Annotated in this window: 20 protein-coding genes; 8 read left to right on the plus strand and 12 right to left on the minus strand. The window is 61.6% G+C overall.

Features of this window, described 5'->3' with window-relative positions; genetic code table 11:
• Positions 1 to 85: 85 nt before the first annotated feature.
• Positions 86 to 1,054 (minus strand): TAXI family TRAP transporter solute-binding subunit, encoded by a 969-nt coding sequence (locus tag Q0X85_RS03680; protein ID WP_297769162.1) that lies wholly within the window; start codon positions 1,052 to 1,054, stop codon positions 86 to 88.
• 39 nt (positions 1,055 to 1,093) lie between these two features.
• A complete protein-coding gene (locus tag Q0X85_RS03685) occupies positions 1,094 to 1,957 on the minus strand; it encodes a MurR/RpiR family transcriptional regulator (protein ID WP_297769165.1) in 864 nt (287 codons plus the stop codon).
• A 102-nt stretch (positions 1,958 to 2,059) separates the two neighbouring features.
• Here Q0X85_RS03685 and Q0X85_RS03690 point away from each other — a divergent pair, with 102 nt between their 5' ends.
• Positions 2,060 to 3,382: an aspartate aminotransferase family protein gene (locus tag Q0X85_RS03690; protein WP_297769167.1), complete on the plus strand. Its 1,323-nt coding sequence runs from the start codon at positions 2,060 to 2,062 to the stop codon at positions 3,380 to 3,382.
• Entirely contained in the window at positions 3,379 to 4,173 is a 795-nt protein-coding gene (locus tag Q0X85_RS03695) for a 3-keto-5-aminohexanoate cleavage protein (protein ID WP_297769170.1), read from the plus strand. The genes Q0X85_RS03690 and Q0X85_RS03695 overlap by 4 nt, the downstream gene beginning before the upstream one ends.
• Before the next feature lie 7 nt (positions 4,174 to 4,180).
• Here the strand turns inward: Q0X85_RS03695 and Q0X85_RS03700 are convergent, their stop codons facing one another.
• From Q0X85_RS03700 to Q0X85_RS03710, 3 genes are all read right to left on the minus strand, one after another.
• The gene (locus Q0X85_RS03700) at positions 4,181 to 5,671 is read right to left on the minus strand and encodes a tripartite tricarboxylate transporter permease (protein WP_297769172.1); all 1,491 of its coding nucleotides are present in this window, start codon (positions 5,669 to 5,671) and stop codon (positions 4,181 to 4,183) included.
• Positions 5,668 to 6,159 carry a tripartite tricarboxylate transporter TctB family protein gene (locus Q0X85_RS03705; protein WP_297769175.1) on the minus strand — a complete coding sequence of 164 codons (492 nt, stop codon included), beginning with the start codon at positions 6,157 to 6,159 and terminating at the stop codon, positions 5,668 to 5,670. Before Q0X85_RS03705 ends, Q0X85_RS03700 begins: the two co-directional genes overlap by 4 nt.
• 81 nt (positions 6,160 to 6,240) lie before the next feature.
• On the minus strand, positions 6,241 to 7,218 hold the full coding sequence (locus tag Q0X85_RS03710; RefSeq protein ID WP_297769177.1) for a tripartite tricarboxylate transporter substrate binding protein: 978 nt from the start codon (positions 7,216 to 7,218) through the stop codon (positions 6,241 to 6,243).
• Positions 7,219 to 7,362: 144 nt separating this feature from the next.
• Here Q0X85_RS03710 and Q0X85_RS03715 point away from each other — a divergent pair, with 144 nt between their 5' ends.
• Together Q0X85_RS03715 and Q0X85_RS03720 are read left to right on the plus strand one after the other, a co-directional pair.
• Positions 7,363 to 8,271 (plus strand): LysR family transcriptional regulator, encoded by a 909-nt coding sequence (locus tag Q0X85_RS03715; protein ID WP_297769180.1) that lies wholly within the window; start codon positions 7,363 to 7,365, stop codon positions 8,269 to 8,271.
• The gene (locus Q0X85_RS03720) at positions 8,268 to 9,011 is read left to right on the plus strand and encodes a sulfite exporter TauE/SafE family protein (RefSeq protein WP_297769183.1); all 744 of its coding nucleotides are present in this window, start codon (positions 8,268 to 8,270) and stop codon (positions 9,009 to 9,011) included. Before Q0X85_RS03715 ends, Q0X85_RS03720 begins: the two co-directional genes overlap by 4 nt.
• Positions 9,012 to 9,083: 72 nt before the next feature.
• Here Q0X85_RS03720 and Q0X85_RS03725 read toward each other — a convergent pair whose 3' ends face one another.
• Genes Q0X85_RS03725 through Q0X85_RS03750 form a run of 6 tightly spaced genes read right to left on the minus strand, consistent with a single transcriptional unit; the run spans position 9,084 to position 13,841 of the window.
• Positions 9,084 to 9,755 (minus strand): fumarate hydratase C-terminal domain-containing protein, encoded by a 672-nt coding sequence (locus Q0X85_RS03725; protein ID WP_297769185.1) that lies wholly within the window; start codon positions 9,753 to 9,755, stop codon positions 9,084 to 9,086.
• Positions 9,752 to 10,711, minus strand: coding sequence for a fumarate hydratase (locus Q0X85_RS03730; RefSeq protein WP_297769188.1), 960 nt, complete (start codon positions 10,709 to 10,711; stop codon positions 9,752 to 9,754). Before Q0X85_RS03730 ends, Q0X85_RS03725 begins: the two co-directional genes overlap by 4 nt.
• Positions 10,708 to 12,462 carry an FAD-binding protein gene (locus Q0X85_RS03735; protein WP_297769191.1) on the minus strand — a complete coding sequence of 585 codons (1,755 nt, stop codon included), beginning with the start codon at positions 12,460 to 12,462 and terminating at the stop codon, positions 10,708 to 10,710. Before Q0X85_RS03735 ends, Q0X85_RS03730 begins: the two co-directional genes overlap by 4 nt.
• Positions 12,462 to 12,803, minus strand: coding sequence for a succinate dehydrogenase, cytochrome b556 subunit (sdhC, locus tag Q0X85_RS03740; protein ID WP_297769194.1), 342 nt, complete (start codon positions 12,801 to 12,803; stop codon positions 12,462 to 12,464). Before sdhC ends, Q0X85_RS03735 begins: the two co-directional genes overlap by 1 nt.
• Positions 12,800 to 13,132: a succinate dehydrogenase gene (locus Q0X85_RS03745; RefSeq protein ID WP_297769197.1), complete on the minus strand. Its 333-nt coding sequence runs from the start codon at positions 13,130 to 13,132 to the stop codon at positions 12,800 to 12,802. The genes sdhC and Q0X85_RS03745 overlap by 4 nt, the downstream gene beginning before the upstream one ends.
• The gene (locus Q0X85_RS03750; RefSeq protein ID WP_297769467.1) at positions 13,125 to 13,841 is read right to left on the minus strand and encodes a 2Fe-2S iron-sulfur cluster-binding protein; all 717 of its coding nucleotides are present in this window, start codon (positions 13,839 to 13,841) and stop codon (positions 13,125 to 13,127) included. The genes Q0X85_RS03745 and Q0X85_RS03750 overlap by 8 nt, the downstream gene beginning before the upstream one ends.
• Positions 13,842 to 14,135: 294 nt before the next feature.
• Here Q0X85_RS03750 and Q0X85_RS03755 point away from each other — a divergent pair, with 294 nt between their 5' ends.
• From Q0X85_RS03755 to Q0X85_RS03770, 4 genes are read left to right on the plus strand one after another with little or no spacing between them, the layout of a single operon-like run.
• Positions 14,136 to 15,551, plus strand: coding sequence for a circularly permuted type 2 ATP-grasp protein (locus tag Q0X85_RS03755; RefSeq protein ID WP_297769200.1), 1,416 nt, complete (start codon positions 14,136 to 14,138; stop codon positions 15,549 to 15,551).
• Positions 15,552 to 15,554: 3 nt separating this feature from the next.
• Positions 15,555 to 16,496 (plus strand): alpha-E domain-containing protein, encoded by a 942-nt coding sequence (locus Q0X85_RS03760; protein ID WP_297769203.1) that lies wholly within the window; start codon positions 15,555 to 15,557, stop codon positions 16,494 to 16,496.
• 3 nt (positions 16,497 to 16,499) lie between these two features.
• On the plus strand, positions 16,500 to 17,300 hold the full coding sequence (locus Q0X85_RS03765; RefSeq protein ID WP_297769206.1) for a transglutaminase family protein: 801 nt from the start codon (positions 16,500 to 16,502) through the stop codon (positions 17,298 to 17,300).
• A gap of 14 nt (positions 17,301 to 17,314) precedes the next feature.
• Positions 17,315 to 18,046 (plus strand): proteasome-type protease, encoded by a 732-nt coding sequence (locus Q0X85_RS03770; protein ID WP_297769209.1) that lies wholly within the window; start codon positions 17,315 to 17,317, stop codon positions 18,044 to 18,046.
• A gap of 12 nt (positions 18,047 to 18,058) precedes the next feature.
• On the opposite strand, the gene Q0X85_RS03775 is transcribed toward Q0X85_RS03770, so the two are convergent.
• Complete coding sequence (locus Q0X85_RS03775) at positions 18,059 to 21,664, minus strand: hydantoinase B/oxoprolinase family protein (protein WP_297769212.1); 3,606 nt, start codon at positions 21,662 to 21,664, stop codon at positions 18,059 to 18,061.
• Between the last annotated feature and the right edge of the window lie 94 nt (positions 21,665 to 21,758).

Raw genomic sequence — 21,758 nt, forward strand, 5'->3', positions numbered from 1 at the left:
CTACGGCTTTTTATCGTATTCTGGCTTGTTTGCCGGTGGGAGAGGGCGGCGCACCGCCCATCTCCTGACGTAAGCAGGACAGATCTTACTCGATCCAGCCCTGTTCCTTGTAGAATTTCGCAGCACCCGCATGCAGCGGCGCCGAAAGACCCGCAGTCGCCATTTCTTCGGGCTCAAGGATGGAAAACGCCGGGTGCAGACCCTTGAAGTCGTCGAAATTCTCGAACACCGACTTCACCACGGTATACACGGCCTCTTCCGAGACATCGGTGGATGTCACAAACGTCGCCCCCACGCCAAAGGTCGTCGTGTCTTCGTCATTGCCGCGATACATGCCACCGGGGATGGTTGCGGTGCGGTAAAACGCATTGTCGGCGATCAGCTTGTCCACGGCATCGCCGGTCACGTTCACCAACACCGAATCACACGCCGTCGTGGCCTCCTGAATCGAGCCGGACGGGTGCCCGACAGTATAGACCATCGCATCGATCTGGTTATCGCAGAGCGCCGCCGACTGCTCTGCCGCTTTCAGCTCTGTCGCGAGCGCGAAATCATCCGTGCTCCAGCCCATCGCGTCGAGCAGAACCTCCATCGTGCCACGCTGGCCGGAGCCGGGGTTGCCGATATTGACGCGCTTGCCCTTGAGATCCTGGAACTCGCTGACATCGGAGTCGGCGCGCGCCACGACAGTGAACGGCTCTGGATGCACCGAAAACACCGCGCGCAGCCCCTCAAACGGCCCGGCTTCTTCAAACCGCGAGGTGCCGTTATAGGCGTGGTACTGCCAGTCCGACTGCGCGACACCAAATTCCAGCTCACCCTCGCGGATCGTGTTGATGTTGTAGACCGATCCACCGGTCGATTCGACCGAACAGCGAATGCCATGATCCTTGCGCCCCTTGTTCACCAGACGGCAAATCGCGCCGCCCGTGGGGTAATAGACCCCGGTCACACCGCCCGTGCCGATGGTAATGAACTCTTCGGCCTGTGCCGCCGGAGCCGCCATCGCCGCAAGTGCCGCGGCGCAGACTGTGATCTTGAATTTTGCAAACATCATTCTCTCCCTTTTAGTCGATGTTTCTGGGTTCAACGCTCAGCCGTCCCAAACCTCTTGCAGACGGCGGTTGCTCTCTTCGATCTGGGCAATGCGCGCGCGCGCTTCGGGCCCGGCGCGGTTGACCAGCATGCCGACCATGGTTTCGACCAGAACCATGGTCGCGACATAGGACGAATAAAAATGCGGGCTTTCGGTGGGCACGACAAACCCGGCCGAGGCATGGCGCAAGGCGGGGCAGGCATGCGTATCCGTGATGACCACGATGAACGCACCTTGCGCATGCGCCTGCTCGGCGGCACGAATCACACGCGTGGAAAACGGCGGCTTGGTGACGATGATCACCGCGTCCTCCTCTGCCAGCCCCGTAAGCCCCGAGGCAAAAGACGACCCCATGCGCCCCGCAATAGACCATTTGGAACACGCGAAACTTGCCATGTAGGCGAGGTACTCGACGACCCCGGTCGACCCGAGCGCACCCATCAACAAGACGCTGCGGCAGGTATGCAGCCGCGCCACGGTCCGCTCCAGCAGGGCTTGATCTATCTCGTGCGCCAGGCTTTGCAGGTTGCTCTGGCAGGCGGCGATATGCGCCTCGAAAAACGTCACCTCCCCGCTCGCGCTGATTTCCTGCATGCGCTGCGCCCGAGTTGCAAAGCTGTTGACACGGTTGTTTATTTTCCGGCGCATGACTTCGCGCAGCTCTTCAAAGCTCGCATAGTCGAGCGCGCGTGCCATCCGCGAAAACGTGGCCGGGGCAAGGCCGCTATCCTGCGCCACAACCCGCAAGGACCGGGTCGCCGTGTTGACAGGATGACGTGCCACATATTCACCCGCACGCCGCAATTTTTCGCTCAGCGCATCGGATCTCTCGGCCAGTCTCTGTTCAAAGGATGTGTCCAATACCGCCCCACGCTTTCGGTCGGATTGAGCGTTTCAGGTGTTTCATATCTTGTCAATAAGTGAATCATCTGTTTCAGATCGAGGACCTAACCGGAGCACCCCATGTCCCATGTCTTTCCCCGTCACACCAAGGCCCACCTGCCCACAGCCCAGCGCGGCGAGGGCGCATATATCTACGACAGCAGCGGAAAGGCGTATCTTGACGGATCCGGCGGTGCGGCGGTGTCATGTCTCGGGCATTCCGATCCGGACGTGACGGCGGCGATCAAGGCGCAGGCGGATCGCCTTGCCTTTGCGCATACCGGGTTCTTTACCTCGGACCCGGCCGAATCCCTTGCCGACAGGTTGATCGCACACGCCCCCGAGGGAATAGACCGTGTCTATTTCGTCTCGGGAGGGTCAGAGGCCGTCGAGGCCGCGCTCAAACTCGCACGCCAATATTGCATCGAAACCGGCGCACCCGAGCGGCATTGCTTTATCGCACGTCGTCAGAGCTATCACGGCAATACACTCGGGGCGCTCGGGACCGGCGGGAATGCGTGGCGGCGCGCGCCGTTTGCGCCGTTGATGGTCGAAACCAGCCATATTGCCCCCTGCTACGAATATCGCGGGCGCGCCGAGGACGAGACACCGCAGGCGTATGGCCTGCGCGTCGCGAATGAACTCGAAGCAGAGATTCTGCGTCTTGGCCCCGAGACCGTGATCGGCTTCGTGGCCGAACCCGTGGTCGGCGCAACCCTCGGCGCGGTGCCGCCGGTTCCGGGCTATTTTGCCCGAATCCGCGAGATTTGTGACACATACGGTATCCTCCTGATCCTCGACGAGGTGATGTGCGGGATGGGGCGCACCGGCACGCTCTTTGCCTGTGAGCAGGACGGCGTGCGCCCCGACATCGTGACCATCGCCAAGGGTCTTGGCGCGGGCTATCAGCCGATTGGCGCGATGCTGTGCTCGGGCGAGATCTACGGCGAAATAGAGCATGGATCGGGGTTCTTTCAGCATGGTCACACCTATGTCGGTCACCCGATGGCCTGCGCCGCGGCCGATGCCGTCGTGACCAAGCTGACCGACGGTGGATTGACCGAGCGCGCCAGGCGCATGGGCGAACGCTTGGACACCGCGCTGCACGAGGTTTTTGGACAACACCCCCATATCGGCGACATTCGCGGTCGCGGCATGTTTCGCGGTCTCGAACTCGTCGAGGATCGTGGCACCAAGGCACCGTTCGCCCCGGAACGTGCGGTTCACAAGGCGCTCAAGGCCGCCACCTTCGAGGCGGGACTTATCTGTTACCCCATGGGCGGCACGATTGACGGGCAACGCGGCGATCATGTTCTGCTGGCTCCACCGTTCATTCTGACCGATGCGCAGGTCGACGAATTGACCGGCAAACTTTCTACAGCATTGACCACGGTGCTCGGATGACGGCACTGCCCGCCCTCATGGTCGCCCCGAACGGCGCGCGCAGGACCAAGGCCGATCACCCGGCCTTGCCGATGACCCTGCCCGAGATCGTCGCCACCGCGCGCGCCTGCGCCGCCGAGGGCGCGGATGGGCTGCATCTGCATTTGCGCGACGCGCAGGGGCGCCATGTGCTTGATGCCGGTCTCTACGCCGAGGCGCTTGCCGAGTTGCGCAGCGCGGTGCCGGGCATGGCGCTACAGGTCACGACCGAGGCGGTCGGGCTCTACGCGTCGGAACACCAACGCCACGTCGCCCTGCATTCTGGGGCCGGGCTGGTCTCGATCGCACCACGCGAAATCGTCACTGATACGGCCCAAAACATCGTAATGCGGTTCTACCAGGACTGTGCCGAGCGTGGTATCGCCGTCCAACACATTCTCTACGAGGCGGGCGATCTGGAGCTTCTGCGCAATGTGTTACCACCCACGCTCTTCACCGCGCCCGATCTGCAACTGATCTTTGTCCTCGGGCGGTATACCGCCGGGCAACAGAGCGACCCGACGGATCTGGAGGCATTTCTCAAGGCGTTGACCCGGGAAAACATCGCACCCGACTGGGCGCTCTGCGCCTTTGGCGTGGCCGAAACGGCCTGTCTTTGCCGGGCGCATCACCTGGGCGGCAAGATGCGGGTCGGATTTGAAAATTCACTCTGGCATGCCGATGGCCGGGTTGCGCGGGACAATGCCGACCGGGTCCGCGCCCTGCGTTTTGCCTGCGCCGCCCCGTCAGACTCGAATACGCCGGCCCCCTGATACGTGTTCAGTTGCCTTCGCGCGCGGCGTTCAGCGTTCCCCGTGCGATCGTCACGATCGCCAGAACCGTGAGTGCCCAGAACACCCAAGTGATCGGACCCCGGAGCAAGATATCGGGGCTACCGCCCGACATCAGCATGGATTGGCGAAAGTTGTCCTCAAGCAATGGCCCGAGGATGAACGCGATCAGAAACGGTGCCGGCGGGATATGATAGCGCCCCATGGCAAAGCCGACGCCCCCCATCACGAACATCACACCGACGTCGAAAATGTTGTTGTTGACCGCGAACACCCCGTAGATGCACAGCACCAACACCATCGGCATCAGGATGCGCTTGGGAATATCCGCCACCGGGCGAAAACCGCGAATAGCCAGCCCCCCGACGACGAACAGAATCCCAGAGGACAGGATAAGGCCGATAAAGAGCCCGTATATGATGTCGACATTCATGATGAACATCATCGGACCCGGTTGCAGCCCGTGCACCATGAACGCCCCGATGATGATCGCGGTGATCACGTCCCCCGGCACGCCCAGCGCCAGCAGCGGAATGAGCGTCGCGCCCGCCACGCCATTGTTACCGGCCTCCGAGGCCGCGACACCCTCGATCTCGCCCTTGCCGAAATTCGCCTTGTTGGGCGATTTGCGCCGCGCTTCGGAATAGCTGAGGAACGCCGCCGGGGCGGCGCCGATCCCCGGAATAGAGCCGAGAAAAACCCCGATGAAACTGCCCCGGATGATCGAGCGAAAACAACGCTTGTATTCCACAAATGTGACCCATTTGCTGCCCAACTTCTGCACTTTGCCCATGTGGCCGGTGGGGTGCCAGACCATGTTGATCACCTCGGGGATGGCAAAAAGGCCGATCAGCACAGCGATGAAATTCAGCCCGCCCATCAGGTTCGGATCGCCGAAGGTGAACCGGTTGGTGCCGTAAACCAGATCGAGCCCGATGGTGGCCAGCAGCAGCCCCAACAGCGCCGACAGCGCCCCGCGCAGCAGGCTCTCGCCCGAGACACCGGCGATGATCGTCAATGAGAACAGGATCAGCGCGAAAAACTCCGGCGGCCCGAAACTGAGCGCGAAGGACGCAAGGAAGCCCGCAAAGAAGATCAGCGCAAGGTTAGAGACGAAATCCGCCGTGCAAGACGCCCAGAGCGCCATGCCCAGCGCGCGCCCCGCCTCGCCGCGTTCGGCCATCGGGTGGCCGTCGAGGATCGTGGCCGACGAGGCAGGCGTGCCCGGCGTCTTGATCAGGATTGCCGGGATCGAGCCGCCGAAAATGCCGCCCTTGTAGACGCCCAGCAGCAGCAGGATGCCGTTGATCGGCGCCATCGGAAAGGTGAAGGGTAGCGCCAGCGCCACCGCCATGGTCGCCGAAATGCCGGGGATCGCGCCACCCACCACCCCGATCACCACACCGATGGCCAGTGACAGGAACGCCTCCCAATTGCCGACAAGGGCCAGCCCCGCCATCACGCTGTCAATCAGGCTCATGGCAGTCTCACCAATTCACCTTGCGGGATCGCCACGCTCGCGACATGAGCGAAAAAGGCATAGAGTACGAGCGGCACCACCACCGCACAGATCACCGCCGCGACCGGATGGCGTGTCTTGACGAGAAAGGCCAGCGCCACGAAGGCCAGCATCGAGGTCCAGACCATGCCGAGCCACGGCATCACCAGGAACGTGACGACCATCAAGGCCGCCATCGCCACGAGGCGCAGCGCACCCTTGCCGGGGTCTTCAATCGGTGGATTGACCGGCCCGTCTTCGGAATGTGCGCCGCGCGCCGAAAACATCAGGCCCACCCCCACAAACGCCGTGAGCCCGGCCAGAATATACGGCCAAAAGAGCGGCGACAGCACGATATTGCGCACATTGCTGGGCGACGAGACCCAGTTCGGAATGGCATATAGGATAAGAAAGAGGGCCGCGACTATGGCCCCGATGCCAAGCTGCACCTGCATTGCCCGATGGCTCACACCTGACCCTCCCCGATCAGATAACGGCTTTTGTTGCCCGGGCGCATGACAGCGGCGCCCGGGGCGTTTGTCAATCAGGCCTCAGCCTTCGATCCGCATGCCCAGCTTGTCCACCAGCGCGCGGAAGGTGTTGTATTGGGTCTCGATGAACTCGTTTGCCTCTTCCGGGCTCATCACCTCGATCACCGAGCCGCGTGCCGTCATCTGCTCGACGAATTTCTCGTTGCCAGCGGCCTCGGCAATCCACGCGCCCCATTTGGCGGCCACGTCGTCGGGCAGGTCATCCGGCCCGGCAATGCCGGTCCAACCAACCAGCTGGGTGAGATCGGGTTTCCCAAGCGAACTCGCCGAAGGCGCGTCAAAGCCCGGCACCGGCTCGTCCGTCGTCACCATCAGCGGCTTCAATTGCCCATTGGCCACGAAACTCGCCAGCGCCGAGGTGTTGGTGCACAGGAACGTCGCCGTGCCGTTGAGCACCGCCGTCGCCGCAGCACCGCCACCCTTTTGCGGGATATGCGTGGCCTTTTCCAGCGGCTCCGTGACGCCGAACTCATCCAGTACAAAGACCGCCGCCAGATGCAGCATCGACCCCACGCCCGACGAACTATAGCTGGTGCCCTCGCTCTCGGTCAGGCTGACCAGATCCTCCATGCTTTCGATGCCGGAATCAGGCCGCACCGCACAGGCCACCGGGTTGATCTCGTAGACCGTGACAAAACGGTAATCGTCGAGCGTATAGGGCAGCGTCGCCTTCATCGCCGGGTTCACCGAATGCGAGCCGACCCGCGCGAACAGCATGGTGTAGCCGTCCGGCTTGGCGTTCTGCACCGCGACCGAGCCGGTCGCGCCCCCCGCGCCGGTGATGTTCGACATGACCAGCGTGCCGCCCACCGCGTTGCCCAATGGCTCGGCGATCGTGCGCGCGGAAATGTCCGTCGCGCCCCCCGCCCCATAGGGAATGACCATGTTGATCGGGCGTTCGGGATATTCGGCCAGGGCAGGCAGTGCGCCTAGTCCGAGACCCATGGCGCAAACTGCGCCCAGATGTCTTAATTTCATTGTGTCCTCCTCCTCTGTCAGGTCGCCGTCCGTCTGAACGCGGATTGCAACGCCTCCGTCTTTAGGTTTAACTTTAAGACAACCTTAATATAAGCAATATTCCGTTACAGCTTATGTTAGAAAATATTACGCAAGGGGCAAAATATGTCAATTCGGCGCCTGCGCACCCTGATTGCAGTAGACGACCACAAGACCTTCAGCGCGGCGGCGGATGCCGTATTCGTCACGCATGCGGCCGTCAGCCAGCAAATGCGCAGTCTGGAAGAGGAATGGGGCGTCGCGCTCTTTGACCGGTCACGCCGCTCGCCCTCGCTCACACCCGCGGGTCGCGCCTTCGTCGCCCGCGCGCGCGAGGTCGTGCGCGCCTACGATGGTATCGTGCCCTCGGTGCTGGGTGACGAGGGATTTCAGGGAGAAATCTCGCTTGGCGCAGTACCGATGACGCTGACCGGCCTCACGCCCCTTGCGGTGAGGCTATTGAAAGAACGGTTTCCGGATCTGCGTGTCAGGGTGTTCCCCGGAATGACCACACCGCTCATTGCCGAGGTCGAACGCGGCGCGCTCGACGCGTCCATCCTGTCCCGTCAAGGCCCTATGCTGCCCGATATGGAGTATTCAGACGTCGCCGATGAGCCGATGCAGCTGCTCGCGCCGATGGATGCCGAAAGTGACAATGCGCTTGAGCTACTCGAACACCACCCCTTCATCCGATTCAGCCGTGATGCGGTCGTCGGCAGCATGATCGATAGTTGGCTCCGCGAAACCGGGGTCAAGGTCTCGGTCACGATGGAACTCGAAGGGCTGGAAGCCATCTCAAGCATGGTCCTCGCCGGGCTTGGGGTGTCTATCGTGCCTGCGCGCTGCGTAAGAGGCTACAACCCGCTGCCGCTCAAGCGCCTCGCCCTGCCCGACGGGGCACCCACGCGGGTGCTCTCCCTTGCATGGCGGCGTGACAATCCTCGGATCCGGATTATTCAGGAGATCCACAAGGCCCTGCTGCGCGCGGTCGATATCGGCACCTTTACGCCCGCCAGACCCGGCAGCACCGCATGAGCCTTGAGGTTTCACTCTACGTTGCCGCCGGAGCCATGGCGGGGGGTCTGATCAATGGGCTGGCGGGATTTGGGACTGCCCTTTTCGCGCTCGGCTTTTTTCTCACCGTCATGCCACCTGTGCAGGCCGTGGCGATGGTCGTCGTGCTATCTGTAGCCACCGGATTACAGGGCCTCTGGATCGTGCGCCACGCCATCGGCGCGAACAAACAGCGCCTGATGCGATTCCTGGTGCCCGGGATCATGGGGATTCCGTTGGGCGTCATGGTGCTCTCGGTGCTCGACGCCCGCAGCCTCAAGCTGGGGGTCGCCGGGTTTCTCATTCTCTATGGCGGCTACTTCAGCCTGCGCACGCATCTGCCCCGGTTTGAGCGCCCGACTCCAGTATGGGACATGATCGTGGGTTTCTCGGGCGGCGTCCTTGGCGGTGCCGCCTCGCTCTCGGGGGCGCTGCCGATGATGTGGTGCGCCCTGCGCCCCTGGCCAAAGGCCGAGACGCGCGCCGTGCTGCAACCGTTCAACGTCATGGTCCTCACATTAACCGCGGCAGCCCTCGCCATGAAAGGCGCCTACACGCCTCAGACATTGACATACCTCGCCCTCGCTCTGCCCAGCGCAATGGTATCTGCCCAGATCGGCATCGCGATCTTCAAGCGGCTGCCGGATGCAGCCTTCCGGCGGCTCCTGATCGCCATGACTTTCATTTCCGGCGCCGTGCTTCTGGCGCGCGAACTGCTTTGAGCGAGAACGCCCTTGCAAGGGCGTTCCACCGCGATTTCGAAATCGCGGGGAAAGCCGTTTGCAAACGGCTTTCTAGCCGATCACCTCATCCGAGCGGTCATCGGTCTCGCCATAGCGTTTGAGCGTCGCCGGGCGGGTGCCTTCATAGACCCGATCAAGGTTTTGCACGATCTTGGCGTTCTCGCGCTCGAACAGGCAATTGCCATCCAGATCAGACGCCACGATGAACGGCCCCATCTTTTTGCAGCGGATGACCCACATCGCCTGCGCCAGCCCCAACTCGTCACGCCAGTGCACCGCCTCGACCTTCTCGATCCCGCGCCCGAGCAAGGCGCCGGTGCCGTACCCCACGGTCGACAGGTAAATCGCGCCGTTGGGCACGAAATACTCCTTGTAGTCCTTCGACGACATGCCACCCTTGCCGATGATCAGCCGCGCGCCGGTCTTTGCCATCCATTCGGGCAGCCACTTGGCAAAGCGGAACGACGCCGTCGCCGTCACCGCCCCCATGTCAAAACTGCCGTCAGAGCGGATCGCGGCGGCAGGCGAGCAATGGAAATTCGCCGCGCTCTCGCTTGGCAATTCCATCGGGATATTCGCCTGCTCTTCCAGCGCGCGCTTATAGACGCCTTCGCGCGCGGTGTAGAGCAACCCGTCGAGATAGACGATATCGCCAAGCCGCAACTCGGCCAGCGCTTCGGGCGTCGGCGTGGTGCTCAGCCGGATTTCACGAGGTTTGCTCATTCCGCCGCCTCCTGCGCGCTGCCCGGCCACTCGACCGTCTCGCGCCGCTGATAGGGGGTGAACCAGTCGGGGTCGGTGCGATACTCGACCCGCCCATCAGGATAGACCCGCGCCACCGCTCGCCGCGACGACAGGCAAAAGGCATGCACCGACATCTGCATGCCCCCGGTGTGGCAATAGCCCACCTCGATATTACAATCGACGACCATGTTTTTGCCGACAAACCCCATCGCCCCCATGCCGATGGAGTTGCCCAGATCCTTGAATTCCTGCTCCAGCGCCGCGATCTTGGGGTCCGGGTTCTCGCTGCCCACCACACGCAGGCAGGCGGCGCGCTTGCCCAGAACCATGCAGGTATCCTTGGAGCCGCCAAGCCCGATGCCGATGATCGCCGGCTGACAGGCCAGCCCGCGCTTGCCAAAGGCCACGAGGCTGTCGAGATAGAACCGCTTGATCCCCTCGATCCCGTCCGAGGGGAACAGCATCCGGTAATCGGTGCCGAACAGACCACCCTTGTGCACGGTGATGAGGTCGATCCACTCGCCCCCCGGCTCGTAGCCATATTCGATCTCGGGTGCGCCGATCCCGACATTGTTATTGTGATCGGTGCGCCAGAGCGGGTGCACCCGATTGGGCCGCAGCGGCACGCCGTCGGTCGCCTGCGCCGTGGCACGGCGGAGCGCGCATTCAAGCGCCACCGGCCCGCCCTCGATCTGCGTCTCGTTGCCCATCTTGACGTACCAGCGCGGACAGCCGGTATCGCCGCACATCGCGCGCCGATCCTCCTTGGCGGCCTTGTAATTCTCCAGCATGGCCTGAAGCACGAAGGACGAGAGGTCGCCATCCTCGGTCTCGGCGGCGTGTTGCAGCCCGGTGAGGTAGTCGTCGGGGATCTCGATCGCCGCCTTGTCCATCAGCGTCCCGGCGGTGCTCTCTATCACGTCAATCGGTATCATTGTGCTGCCACCAGTGTTTCGGGTGCGCCGTCGGGCATGATCGTCTCGCCCGGGCGCACCTTGGTGAATTGAACCGGGTCACGGCGCACATCCAGCGCCTCTCCGGATTGTGTGACCACGGTGAAATAGGACGCATCGAGATCGCCCGTTTCCGGGAAATCCTCGCGGTAATGCGCCCCGCGAGAGTTCTCGCGGGCAAGGGCTGCCAACGTGATCGCCTCGGATATATCACAAAGCGAGCGCAGATTCAGCCAGTCATGCCAGGTGAGGTTGAAGGCCAGATCGTCACCCGCGACGCCGACCAACATCAACTCCGACGAGATATCGGCGATACGGGTCAGCCCGCGTTCCATGCCGGGAGCATTGCGCATCACGCCCACATCCTCCCACATCGCCTCTTGCAGGGCGTGTCGCATCGGCTGCACGAGGCCAGGGGTGCGGCTGAGCGGATGCAGGGCGCGGTCCACTTCGGCCTGCAACACTTCGGGGCAGGGGTCGCGCAGCGCACCCATTTGGCGGATATCCGCGCCCATCACGTCGCCCGCCACGCCTCCATAAACGGTGGAATTGGCCACGCCATTGCCGCCCAACCGGTTGGAGCCATGCGCGCCGCCCGCGTCCTCTCCGGCGACGTAAAGCCCCTCCATCGCCGTGCGGGTGTCGGCATCCACGACCACGCCGCCCATGAAGTAATGCGCGGTCGGCACCACCTCGACCAGACCACCGGCAAGATCAAACCCGCTATCGGCGCAGCGCTTGACCATGCCGGGGAACTTGGCGCGCACATGGTCGGGGCCGAGATGCGACATGGAGATGAAAACGCCGCCATTATCCGTCGTGTTGTTCTTGGCGATCTCGGCATAGATCGCGCGGCTGACCACGTCGCGGGTGGCGCGTTCACCCTTGGGATCATAATCGAACATGAAGCGGTTTTCCGCCCCGTTAAGAAGCTGCCCACCCGCACCGCGCAAGCCTTCCTCCAGTACCGTGCCGGTCATCCGCGTGTGATCACCCGCCAACAGGCCTGTGGGGTGAAACTGCACCATTTCCATATCGCGCAGTTCCAGCCCCGCGCGCAGCGCCATGGCAAGGCCGTCCATCGTCTTGTCGCCCGAGGGGGTGTTGTACTTGTACATGGTCGGGCCGCCGCCGGTGGCCATCAGCACCGTCTTGGCCCGCACCAGCCTGAACCCGCCAGTGCGCATGTCGATAAACAGCACACCCGCCAGCGCGCTGCCGTCGCGCGTCGGGATCAATCCGATGGCGCGATGCTCCTGAAGCTTGTCCACGGGCCGCGCCAGAACCTGCTCCATCAACCGGCTGATGATCTCGATACCGGTCAGGTCGCCCTTGTGCACCGTGCGGTCGGCGGTCTGCCCGGCAAAGGCCTTTTGATGCAGGGTGCCGTCGGGGTTGCGGTCGAAATAGCAGCCGATCTCGTTTTCCAGCTCATGGATGCGCACCACCGCCTGTTCGCACAGCTTCCACGCCATGTCCTGATTGGGCAGCCATTTGCCGCCCATGATCGTATCCATGAAATGCCGCTCAACGGTGTCACCACCGCCGAGCGCGACGTTATAGCCGCCCTGCACCATCCGCGTGCAGCCGCTTTTGCCAATGAGGCCCTTGACGGCGATGGTGATGCGCGTGCCCGCGGGCGCCGATTGCTGCGCGTGGAGTGCCGCGAAGAGGCCCGCGCCGCCGGTGCCGATGATCAGGATATCGGTGTCATGCCGGTCGATTTGCACCATCAGATCGCCCTCAGGAAGAATGTGCCGGACAGGAACAGCGCCGCGCCGATGGCGGCGGCGGCATAGGTCTTGTGCCGGTCGGACCAGGGCAGAAATTCCAGCGCCAAAAGGCGCAGGCCACCGGCCATGTGAACGGCGAGCAGGAAGACGAGGCCGAACTCGGCCAGCTTCACCAGCGGGTGTTCCGCGAAGGCAAGGAACCCATCGAGCGTGGCAGGCGACGTGACCGCTTGGGACAGCAGCCACAGATGCACCGGCAGGAACAGCGCCAGCGCCAGACCCGACAGACGGTGCAGGACAAAGGCCAGCCACAGGGGGTGAGAGCGGGGCGGCGCTTTCATGGCAGGGCCACCGCGAATACCGCCAGAATACCGACGTAAAACAGACACGCGCCGATGCCCCACATCAGCCCGTCCAGCACCCGCCCCCGCAGCCCGCCCCATTCATGCGCGATGACGCGCAGACCGATGGCGGCGTGGACAGAGACGGCGATCACGAAGGTGCCGTAGAACAGGAACCACAGCAGGCTGCCTTGCGTGCGCCCTAGGATTTCGGCGGTGGAGAGGCCACCCTGAATGGCGTAAATCATCACCGCGATATGGCCCAGAACGAAGGGCACCATCACCAATGCGCTCAGCCGTTGCGCCATGTAGAGCCGCAGATCAAGCATCGCGCTTGCCTCCCCAAGCGGCCCGGACGGTCTCGCGCTTAAGCCCCGCAATCGCCCGCATCGGGTTGAGATCATTGGGACAATACTGCGCGCAACTACCCATGGAATGACAGTTATGGCAACCGCCCTTGCCCGAGACCGCCGCCAGAATACCGTCGCGATCCGCGTCGCGGCTGTCGTTGAGCAGGGTCCAGGCGCGTTGCAGCGCGGCAGGACCGAGATAGTCAGGATTGCCCGCCACAGTATCGCAGGCCGCGTAGCAGATGCCGCAATTGATGCATTCGATCCCGAGATCCGCCTCGGCACGGGCCGGGTCTTGGGCCGTAACAGGGTCGAAATCGTCGTCCCGCTCGGCAGAGGGGTGATGCCGTGCCTCCGCCGCCACCCATTTGTCAAAGAACGGATCCATGTCGGCGACCAGATCCTTGATCACCGGCAGGTTACGCAGCGGCCCGATGTCAAGCTCGCCGTCAGCGGCGACTTTCTTGACATGCGTCCGGCAGGTCCAGCGTGGCACGCCGTTGACCATCATCGCACAGGAGCCGCACATGCCGACGCGGCAGGCGAAGCGGTAGCTGAGCGTCGGGTCGGCCATCTGCTGAATCCACGTCACCACGTCGAGCACGGTCTGATTTTCATAGGCCGGCACGTCGAAGGTTTCCTGGCGCAGCGCCGCTGCGGTGCCGCGCTGCACGGTGACGCGCAAGATATTGGGCGTGGTGGTCAAGAGACTCCCCCAAAGTGGCGGTAACGACTGTGACCCTTGTTATAAATATCAGCACAACTAACCAAAAGGAATAAATTCTAATGATTTTTGTAAGATTTACTATCGAAAAGGACGATCTTGATCAGCGCGTAATCCAACGCTCCCCGCGCGCCATGCTTTGCCAAAGCCTAAATTTTGTGCATGACTGAGAGATAAGCGGGCAAAAATTCACGATGGTCGCATCATGGCACAACAATTTAGATTGCGCAGCGCACCAGACAGGGAAACCATACACGTATGGATATGTTTGATGAAATGCAGGGGCAAGAGGGGCACATTCGTGACCCCTACGCCACGTTCGACGCCTGGCTCAGCGAGGAGGACGCGACGCGATTGCGCGCCAAGAGCCGCGAGGCGGAAGATCTCTTTCGCCTCACCGGTATTACGTTCAACGTCTATGGTCGCTCGGAAGCCGAAGAACGTCTGATCCCTTTCGACATAATTCCACGCATCATATCAGGACGTGAGTGGCAACGGCTGGAGCGTGGGATCGAACAGCGTGTGCGCGCAATCAACGCGTTTCTGCATGACATCTATCACCGTCAGGAAATCTTGCGCGCCGGGCGCGTTCCGCAAGAGATGATTTCGGGCAACGAGGCGTTCCTGCCGCAAATGATCGGGGTGATGCCTCCGGGCGGCGTCTATACCCATATCACCGGCATTGACCTGGTTCGTACGGGGCCGGATGACTTCTTTGTGCTCGAGGACAATGCGCGCACGCCATCGGGCGTCAGTTATATGCTGGAAAACCGGGAAACGATGCTTCGGATGTTTCCCGAGTTGTTCAATGCCAACAGGGTGCGGCCTGTTTCGGATTATCCGCGCAACCTGCGCCGTTCGCTCGCGGCCTCCGCGCCGCCAGCCTGCGAGGGCACGCCGACCGTGGCTGTGCTGACGCCGGGCATGTACAATTCCGCCTATTACGAGCATGCGTTTCTCGCGGACAAGATGGGCGTCGAACTGGTCGAGGGTCACGACTTGCGTATCGTGGATGGGCGCGTCGCGATGCGCACCACACGCGGGTATCAGCCGATCGACGTGCTGTATCGCCGGGTCGACGACGATTTCCTTGATCCGCTCAGCTTCAACCCGGAAAGCACACTTGGTGTGCCGGGCATCATGGACGTGTACCGGGCCGGCGGCATCACCATAGCCAACGCGCCCGGTACCGGCATTTCGGACGACAAGGCGATCTACAGCTACATGCCGGAGATCGTAGAGTTCTATACTGGCGAGCGCCCGATTTTGCAGAATGTGCCAACTTGGCGCTGCAACGAAAAAGAGAGCCTAGACTACGTCCTGGCAAATCTATCAGAGCTGGTTGTCAAGGAAGTGCATGGCTCCGGCGGCTATGGAATGCTGATCGGGCCGGCTGCGAGCAAAAAGGAACTGAAATCATTCGAGCGTAAGCTGCGTGCACGGCCTGGCAATTATATTGCCCAGCCGACGCTCAGCCTTTCGACCGTACCGGTCTTTACCAACAAGGGTCTGGCACCCCGGCATGTCGATCTGCGGCCCTTCGTCCTGATGTCGCCAGAGCGGATCAATGTGACGCCCGGAGGGCTGACTCGGGTGGCCATGAAAAAGGGCTCGCTGGTGGTTAACTCGTCACAAGGCGGGGGCACCAAGGACACATGGGTGCTGGAGGACTAGGCGATGCTGGGAAAAACCGCCGGAGGGCTTTTTTGGATGGCGCGCCTGCTGGAACGCGCCGAAAACACCGCCCGCATGATCGAGACCGGACAGCGCATTGCGCTGACCCGCGCAGGCAGTGGTGCAGATGACTGGCTATCGGTTCTTCAGGCCGCAGCGGTATCGCAGGGATATCAGGAAAAACATGGCGAAGTTGTGCCAGAACAGGCAATTGACTGGATGCTGCGCGACCCCGACAATCCCGCGTCGGTAATGGCTGTCGTGGCGCAGGCACGCGCCAACGCGCGCTTGGTGCGCACGGCCCTCACGCACGAAGCATGGGAGGCGGTCAACTCTTTCTGGATGCTGCTAAGGGACGCACTCGCGCGCAAGATCCCAATCCGCGACTTGCCCAAGGTTCTGTCTCTTATCCGGGAGCGGAATGCACTGACGCGCGGCGCGATCCTCGGTACGATGCTCCGTAACGAGATCTATGATTTCATTCGGATCGGCACATTCATCGAACGTGCCGACAACACGGCCCGCATTCTCGATGTAAAATACTATGTCCTTCTGCCGTCGGCAGCAGCGGTGGGATCGCGGCTCGATAACGTGCAATGGGACACAATCTTGCGCTCTGTCAGCGCCGAAGGCGGATATCGCATGGCCGTCGGTCCGGACGTGACGCCGATGGGCATTGCACAATTCCTCATCCTCGACAAACGCATGCCTCGGAGCCTAAATTTCTGTTGTGCGAAACTGCGTGACAACCTCAATTACCTTGCCTCCGATTACGACCTGCGCCTGCCTTGTCATCAGCTCGCCGATACGCTCTGCCGCCGATTCATGAGCCATGACGTCACTGCAATCTTCGATTATGGTTTGCACGAATATGTTCAGGAAGTTCTGGGGCATCTTTCAGGCCTCAGCCACCAGGTCGAAATCGACTACAGGTTTTACGGATAGCCCATGCGTCTCGCAATTAATCATACCACACGCTATCGCTACACCGCGCCAGTGCCTTATGGTGTTCAACAGATCAGGCTCTATCCCAAGCCGACACGCGCACAAACCGTGGTTGACTGGTCGATCACCGTGAAAGGGGCGACGAAGCAGGTTGAGTTCGACGACCATCACCGCAATCATGTGATGTTGTTCAGCTTCGATCCGGATGTGACCGAATTGGTGGTCCATTCGCAAGGTTTGGTAGACATGGCGGATACTGCTGGCATTGTCGGGCCACACGAGGGGCTGACACCACTCTGGCTGTTTCTGTCCTCCACGGGTCATACCAAGGCGGGCAAAGGATGCCGCGAAATTCTGCGTCGGATCGCAGGTGGCACTGATCTTGAGCGCCTTCATGACCTCTCATCGCAGATCCACGGCGCAATCGCGTATGAGACCGGCAAATCCGAGATCGCCTGGACGGCCGAAGACGCGCTCGCGGCCGGGCATGGCGTTTGTCAGGACCATGCACATGTCTTTATTGCCTGCGCACGCGCGATGGGTCTTCCGGCGCGCTATGTTTCGGGCTATTTGCGCATGGATGGACAAGACGAGCAAAGCGCGACCCATGCTTGGGCCGAGGCGCATGTGGACAACATTGGCTGGGTGGGGTTCGATGTGTCAAACGCGATATCACCGGACATGCGCTATGTGCGTGTGGCAACCGGCCTTGACTATACCGAGGCCGCACCCGTCGCCGGACACCGCTACGGAATGGCCGACGAAGACATGGACGTGACGCTGCGCGTGACGCAGCAGCAGTGACAGAGGATTGAGCGGTGACCTATTGCGTGGGCCTGTGCCTGGATCGTGGCATCGTATTCATGTCCGATACTCGCACCAATGCTGGCTTGGACAATATATCGACATTTCGCAAGATGCACAGATGGGAAGCCCCCGGAGAGCGGGCGCTGGTCCTGCTCAGCGCAGGCAATCTTGCAACCACACAAGCGGTGGTCAGCCTGCTGGAAGAGCGCACCAAGGCGCATGATGAGCGCGACCCGACCATTCTGTCCGTGCCGTCGATGTTTCAGGCCGCGCGGCTCGTTGCAGGCACCTTGCGGGACGTGATCGAGACACATGCCAGCACAGGACAGCGCGCCGACAGTTCTTTTCACGCCACGATCATTCTGGGCGGCCAGATCAACGGCGGCCCGCCCCGCCTGTTTCTGATCTATCCAGAGGGCAATTTCATCGAGTCGAGCAACGAGACCCCCTTTTTCCAGATCGGAGAGACAAAATACGGTCGTCCCATTCTCGTGCGCGCGTTTGAGGCCGGCATGAGCTTTGCCGATGCGATGAAGCTCTTGCTTGTAAGCTTCGACTCGACGATCAAGGCCAACCTTTCGGTCGGTCTGCCGCTCGATATGTGTCTCTATGAGGCCGACTCGCTCACACTTTCCGACATTCAGAGGATCGAGGCGGACGATCCGTATTTTCGCACCATTTCCGACGGGTGGGGCGATGCGCTCAAACGTGCATTCGAGAGCTTGCCGAATCCCGAAATCTGACGGGTCATAGTATCATGCCTCCCCGAAACCTCCGGCCGTCGGGGTGATGACAGTCACTGCCTCACCGGCCTCCAGCACCGTCTGATCGCAAGCTTCAAGAGTCTCTATTTCACCGGAAAGCCGCCGAATTTCGGTCCGGCCAACCTGGCCGGCACCACCGCCATTTGCTCCTTGGGGCGCGCTCGCCCTATGCGACGAGAGCATCGCGCAATCCATACGGTCAAGGAAACGCAAGGTGCGTCGCGTACCATCCCCCGCCGATACCTTTCCCACGCCACCAGATCCTGTGCGCAAGGCGAAGTCTTCCAGCAGAACGGGAAAGCGCAGCTCAAGGATTTCAGGATCGGTCAGCCTGGAGTTGGTCATGTGAACATGCACGCCAGATGTACCCGGAAAAATGTGTCCGTCATTGAAGCACCCGGCGGGCGAGCCTGAACAGATCGTCTCGTAGTACTGGAACCGGTCATTGCCGAAAGTGAGATTGTTCATCGTGCCCTGGCTGTTGGCCATTGCGCCCATCGCACCGAACAGCGCGTTCGTCACATGCTGCGAGGTTTCCACGTTGCCCGCAACGACCGCCGCCGGATAGCGCGGCGCTAGCATCGATCCGTCAGGAACGATGATACGGATCGGCCGCAGGCAACCCGCATTCATCGGAATTGGCGCCTCGACCATCACGCGGAAGACATAAAGCACGGCGGCGCGGGTCACCGGCTCGGGCGCGTTGAAATTGTTGGGCTGCACATCTGATGTGCCGGTGAAATCGACCGTCGCCTCACGGGCCGCTCGATCGACCGAGATCTTGACCCGGATAACCTGACCGGTGTCTGTCGTATACTCATACTCGCCATCAGACAGCTTTTCCAGCACCCGCGCCACGGCCTCGGCGGCGTTGTCCTGTACATGCGCCATATACGCCTGCACCACATCGAGGCCGAAGTTAGCCACCATCTTTCGCAATTCGTTTATACCGCGCGCATTGGCTGCGATCTGCGCCTTGAGATCGGCCACGTTCATGTCGGGGTTGCGGCAGGGGTAGGGGTGATCGTTCAACAGCGTGCGCAGCGCGTCCTCGCGGAACTCACCTCGTGACACCAGCCGGAAATTGTCGATCAGCACGCCCTCTTCGTCCACAGTCGTGGCGAGCGGCGTCATCGAGCCGGGGGCCGTGCCGCCCACATCGGCATGGTGTCCGCGCGAAGCAACCCAGAAGAGGATCGTCTTCTCGTCAGCGTCGAAAACCGGCGTGACCACTGTAATGTCGGGCAGATGCGTGCCGCCATTATAGGGCGCGTTGAGGGCAAAGACATCGCCGGGGTGAATGTCGCCTGCATTGAGACGGATCACCGTCTCGACGCTGCGATCCATCGAGCCCAGATGCACCGGCATATGCGGGGCATTGGCCACCAACGCGCCGTCGGCGTCAAACACGGCGCAGGAGAAATCGAGCCGCTCTTTGATATTGACCGATTGCGCAGTGTTCTGGAGGGTGACGCCCATCTGCTCCGCAATCGACATGAAGAGGTTGTTGAACACCTCGAGCAGGATCGGATCGGCCTCTGTGGTTCCGATCGCCATATCACGGGCGGCTTTCTCAAACCGGGTTAGCACAACGTGATCGAGAGCGGTGATCTCTGCCCGCCAACCCGGCTCTATCACGATGGTCTGATTGTCCTCGATAATCAGCGCTGGACCCCTCACGCTGTTACCGGGTGCGAGGGCCGCACGACGGAAAACGTCCGCGTCGACCCAGTTACTGCCCGTGAACAACCGCGTGCGCGAATCCGCAGTGGCCTCTGCATCATGACGCTCTGCCTCTGCCTCGGGCGCCTCGGCCGCGGCGATATCCACAGCCTCTACCTCAGCGCTGTCGATGATCACTGTCTTGTCCGGCGTCGTGAACCCGAACTGCGCAAGGTGGGCGGCCTCAAAATCGGCGCGGGCCTGTTCAGGCGTCTCGTAAATGACGGGCAGTGCGGTATCGGTGCCATCATAGCGCAGATGCAAACGCGGGCGCGTGTTAGCCTTGTCCACACCCTGCGCCGTCATTTCCTCTATGACCTGTGCGGTAAGCTCGTCCATCACCGCGACAATCGACGTGCCGCTGTCTTCATCGAGCGGCTCGACGACCATCTGCTGCCGCGAGGCGCTGACCCGCGCGAGGCCGATCCCGTAGGCGGACAGGAGCCCCGACAGCGGGTGGATCAGAACCTTTTCCATGCCGAGCGCATCGGCCACGAGGCACGCGTGCTGACCGCCCGCGCCGCCAAAGGAATTGAGCAGGTAACGCGTCACGTCATAGCCGCGCTGCACCGAGATTTTCTTGATCGCGTTTGCCATGTTCTCCACGGCGATGCGCACAAAGCCCTCGGCCACCTCCTCGGGCGACTTGCCCTCGCCCGCCTCAGCCGCGATCTCGGCAAAGCGCGTCGCGACAGTATCGCGATCCAGCGTTTGATCCTGTTCCGGCCCAAAAATGGCCGGAAAGAAATCGGGGTTTAGTTTCCCCAGCATCACATTGGCATCCGTCACGGTGAGCGGCCCACCATTGCGGTAACAGGCCGGGCCAGGGTGCGCGCCGGCGCTATCGGGCCCGACACGAAAGCGGCCCGGCTCGGCATGCAGAACCGAGCCACCGCCGGCCGCCACCGTATGCACCCGCATCATCGGCGCGCGGATGCGCACGCCCGCCACCTCGGTGTCGAAAGCGCGCTCATAATCCTCGGCATAATGCGCCACATCAGTCGACGTGCCGCCCATATCGAAACCAATCACTTTGTCGAATCCGGCAAGCGCGCCGGTCTGGGCCATGCCGACAACGCCACCTGCCGGGCCAGACAGAATCGCATCTTTACCCTGAAACCGTTCGGCAGCGGTAAGGCCACCCGAGGACATCATGAATTGCAGGGTCGGGCCCGCCTCTGCCGGCGGTGTCGCGCCAAGCGCGTCAGCCACACGCGACACATAGCGCCGCAGGATTGGCGAAAGATAGGCATCAACGACTGTGGTATCACCGCGCCCCACCAGCTTTATCAGCGGCGAGACCTCGTGGCTCACCGAGACCTGATCAAATCCCGCCTCGCGCACGGCTCTCGCCATCTGCAACTCATGATCTGGGTTTTTCCAAGAATGCATAAAAACGATAGCCGCAGCGTCGATTCCGGCGAGACGAGCCTCGGACAGGTCTTCGGCAATTGCCTCCAGATCCAGAAGCATCTCTACACTTCCGTCAGCGCAGATCCTTTCGGGGACCTCGATAACGCGGGAATAGAGCTGTTCTGGCAGGATAATCTCTTTGGCAAAAATGTCGGGACGTGCTTGGTAGGCGATACGAAGCGCATCTCGAAAACCCTTGGTGATCAAAAGGACGGTCGCATCGCCTTTGCGCTCCAGTAATGCGTTGGTGGCGACGGTCGTGCCCATGCGCACCTTGCCAATACGCGACGCATCAATCTCCCCGCCCAAAAGGCGCCTGACCCCCTCTATGGCAGCATCGTCATAGGCATCGGGATTCTCGGACAAGAGTTTGAGCGGTTTCAATGCACCATCGGGAGCACGACCGATAATGTCGGTGAATGTTCCACCCCGATCGACCCAGAAATCCCAGATGTTGCTCATGCCGCCCTATCTCCGCTTCGCTTCATTTACATTTTGTTGACAAATTATAATTGATCCGTCAAGCTTTCCTTGAGCCGGGGCAACACCGGTCGAA

This window comes from uncultured Roseovarius sp., from assembly GCF_947259555.1.
Classification (GTDB): Bacteria; Pseudomonadota; Alphaproteobacteria; order Rhodobacterales; family Rhodobacteraceae; genus Roseovarius.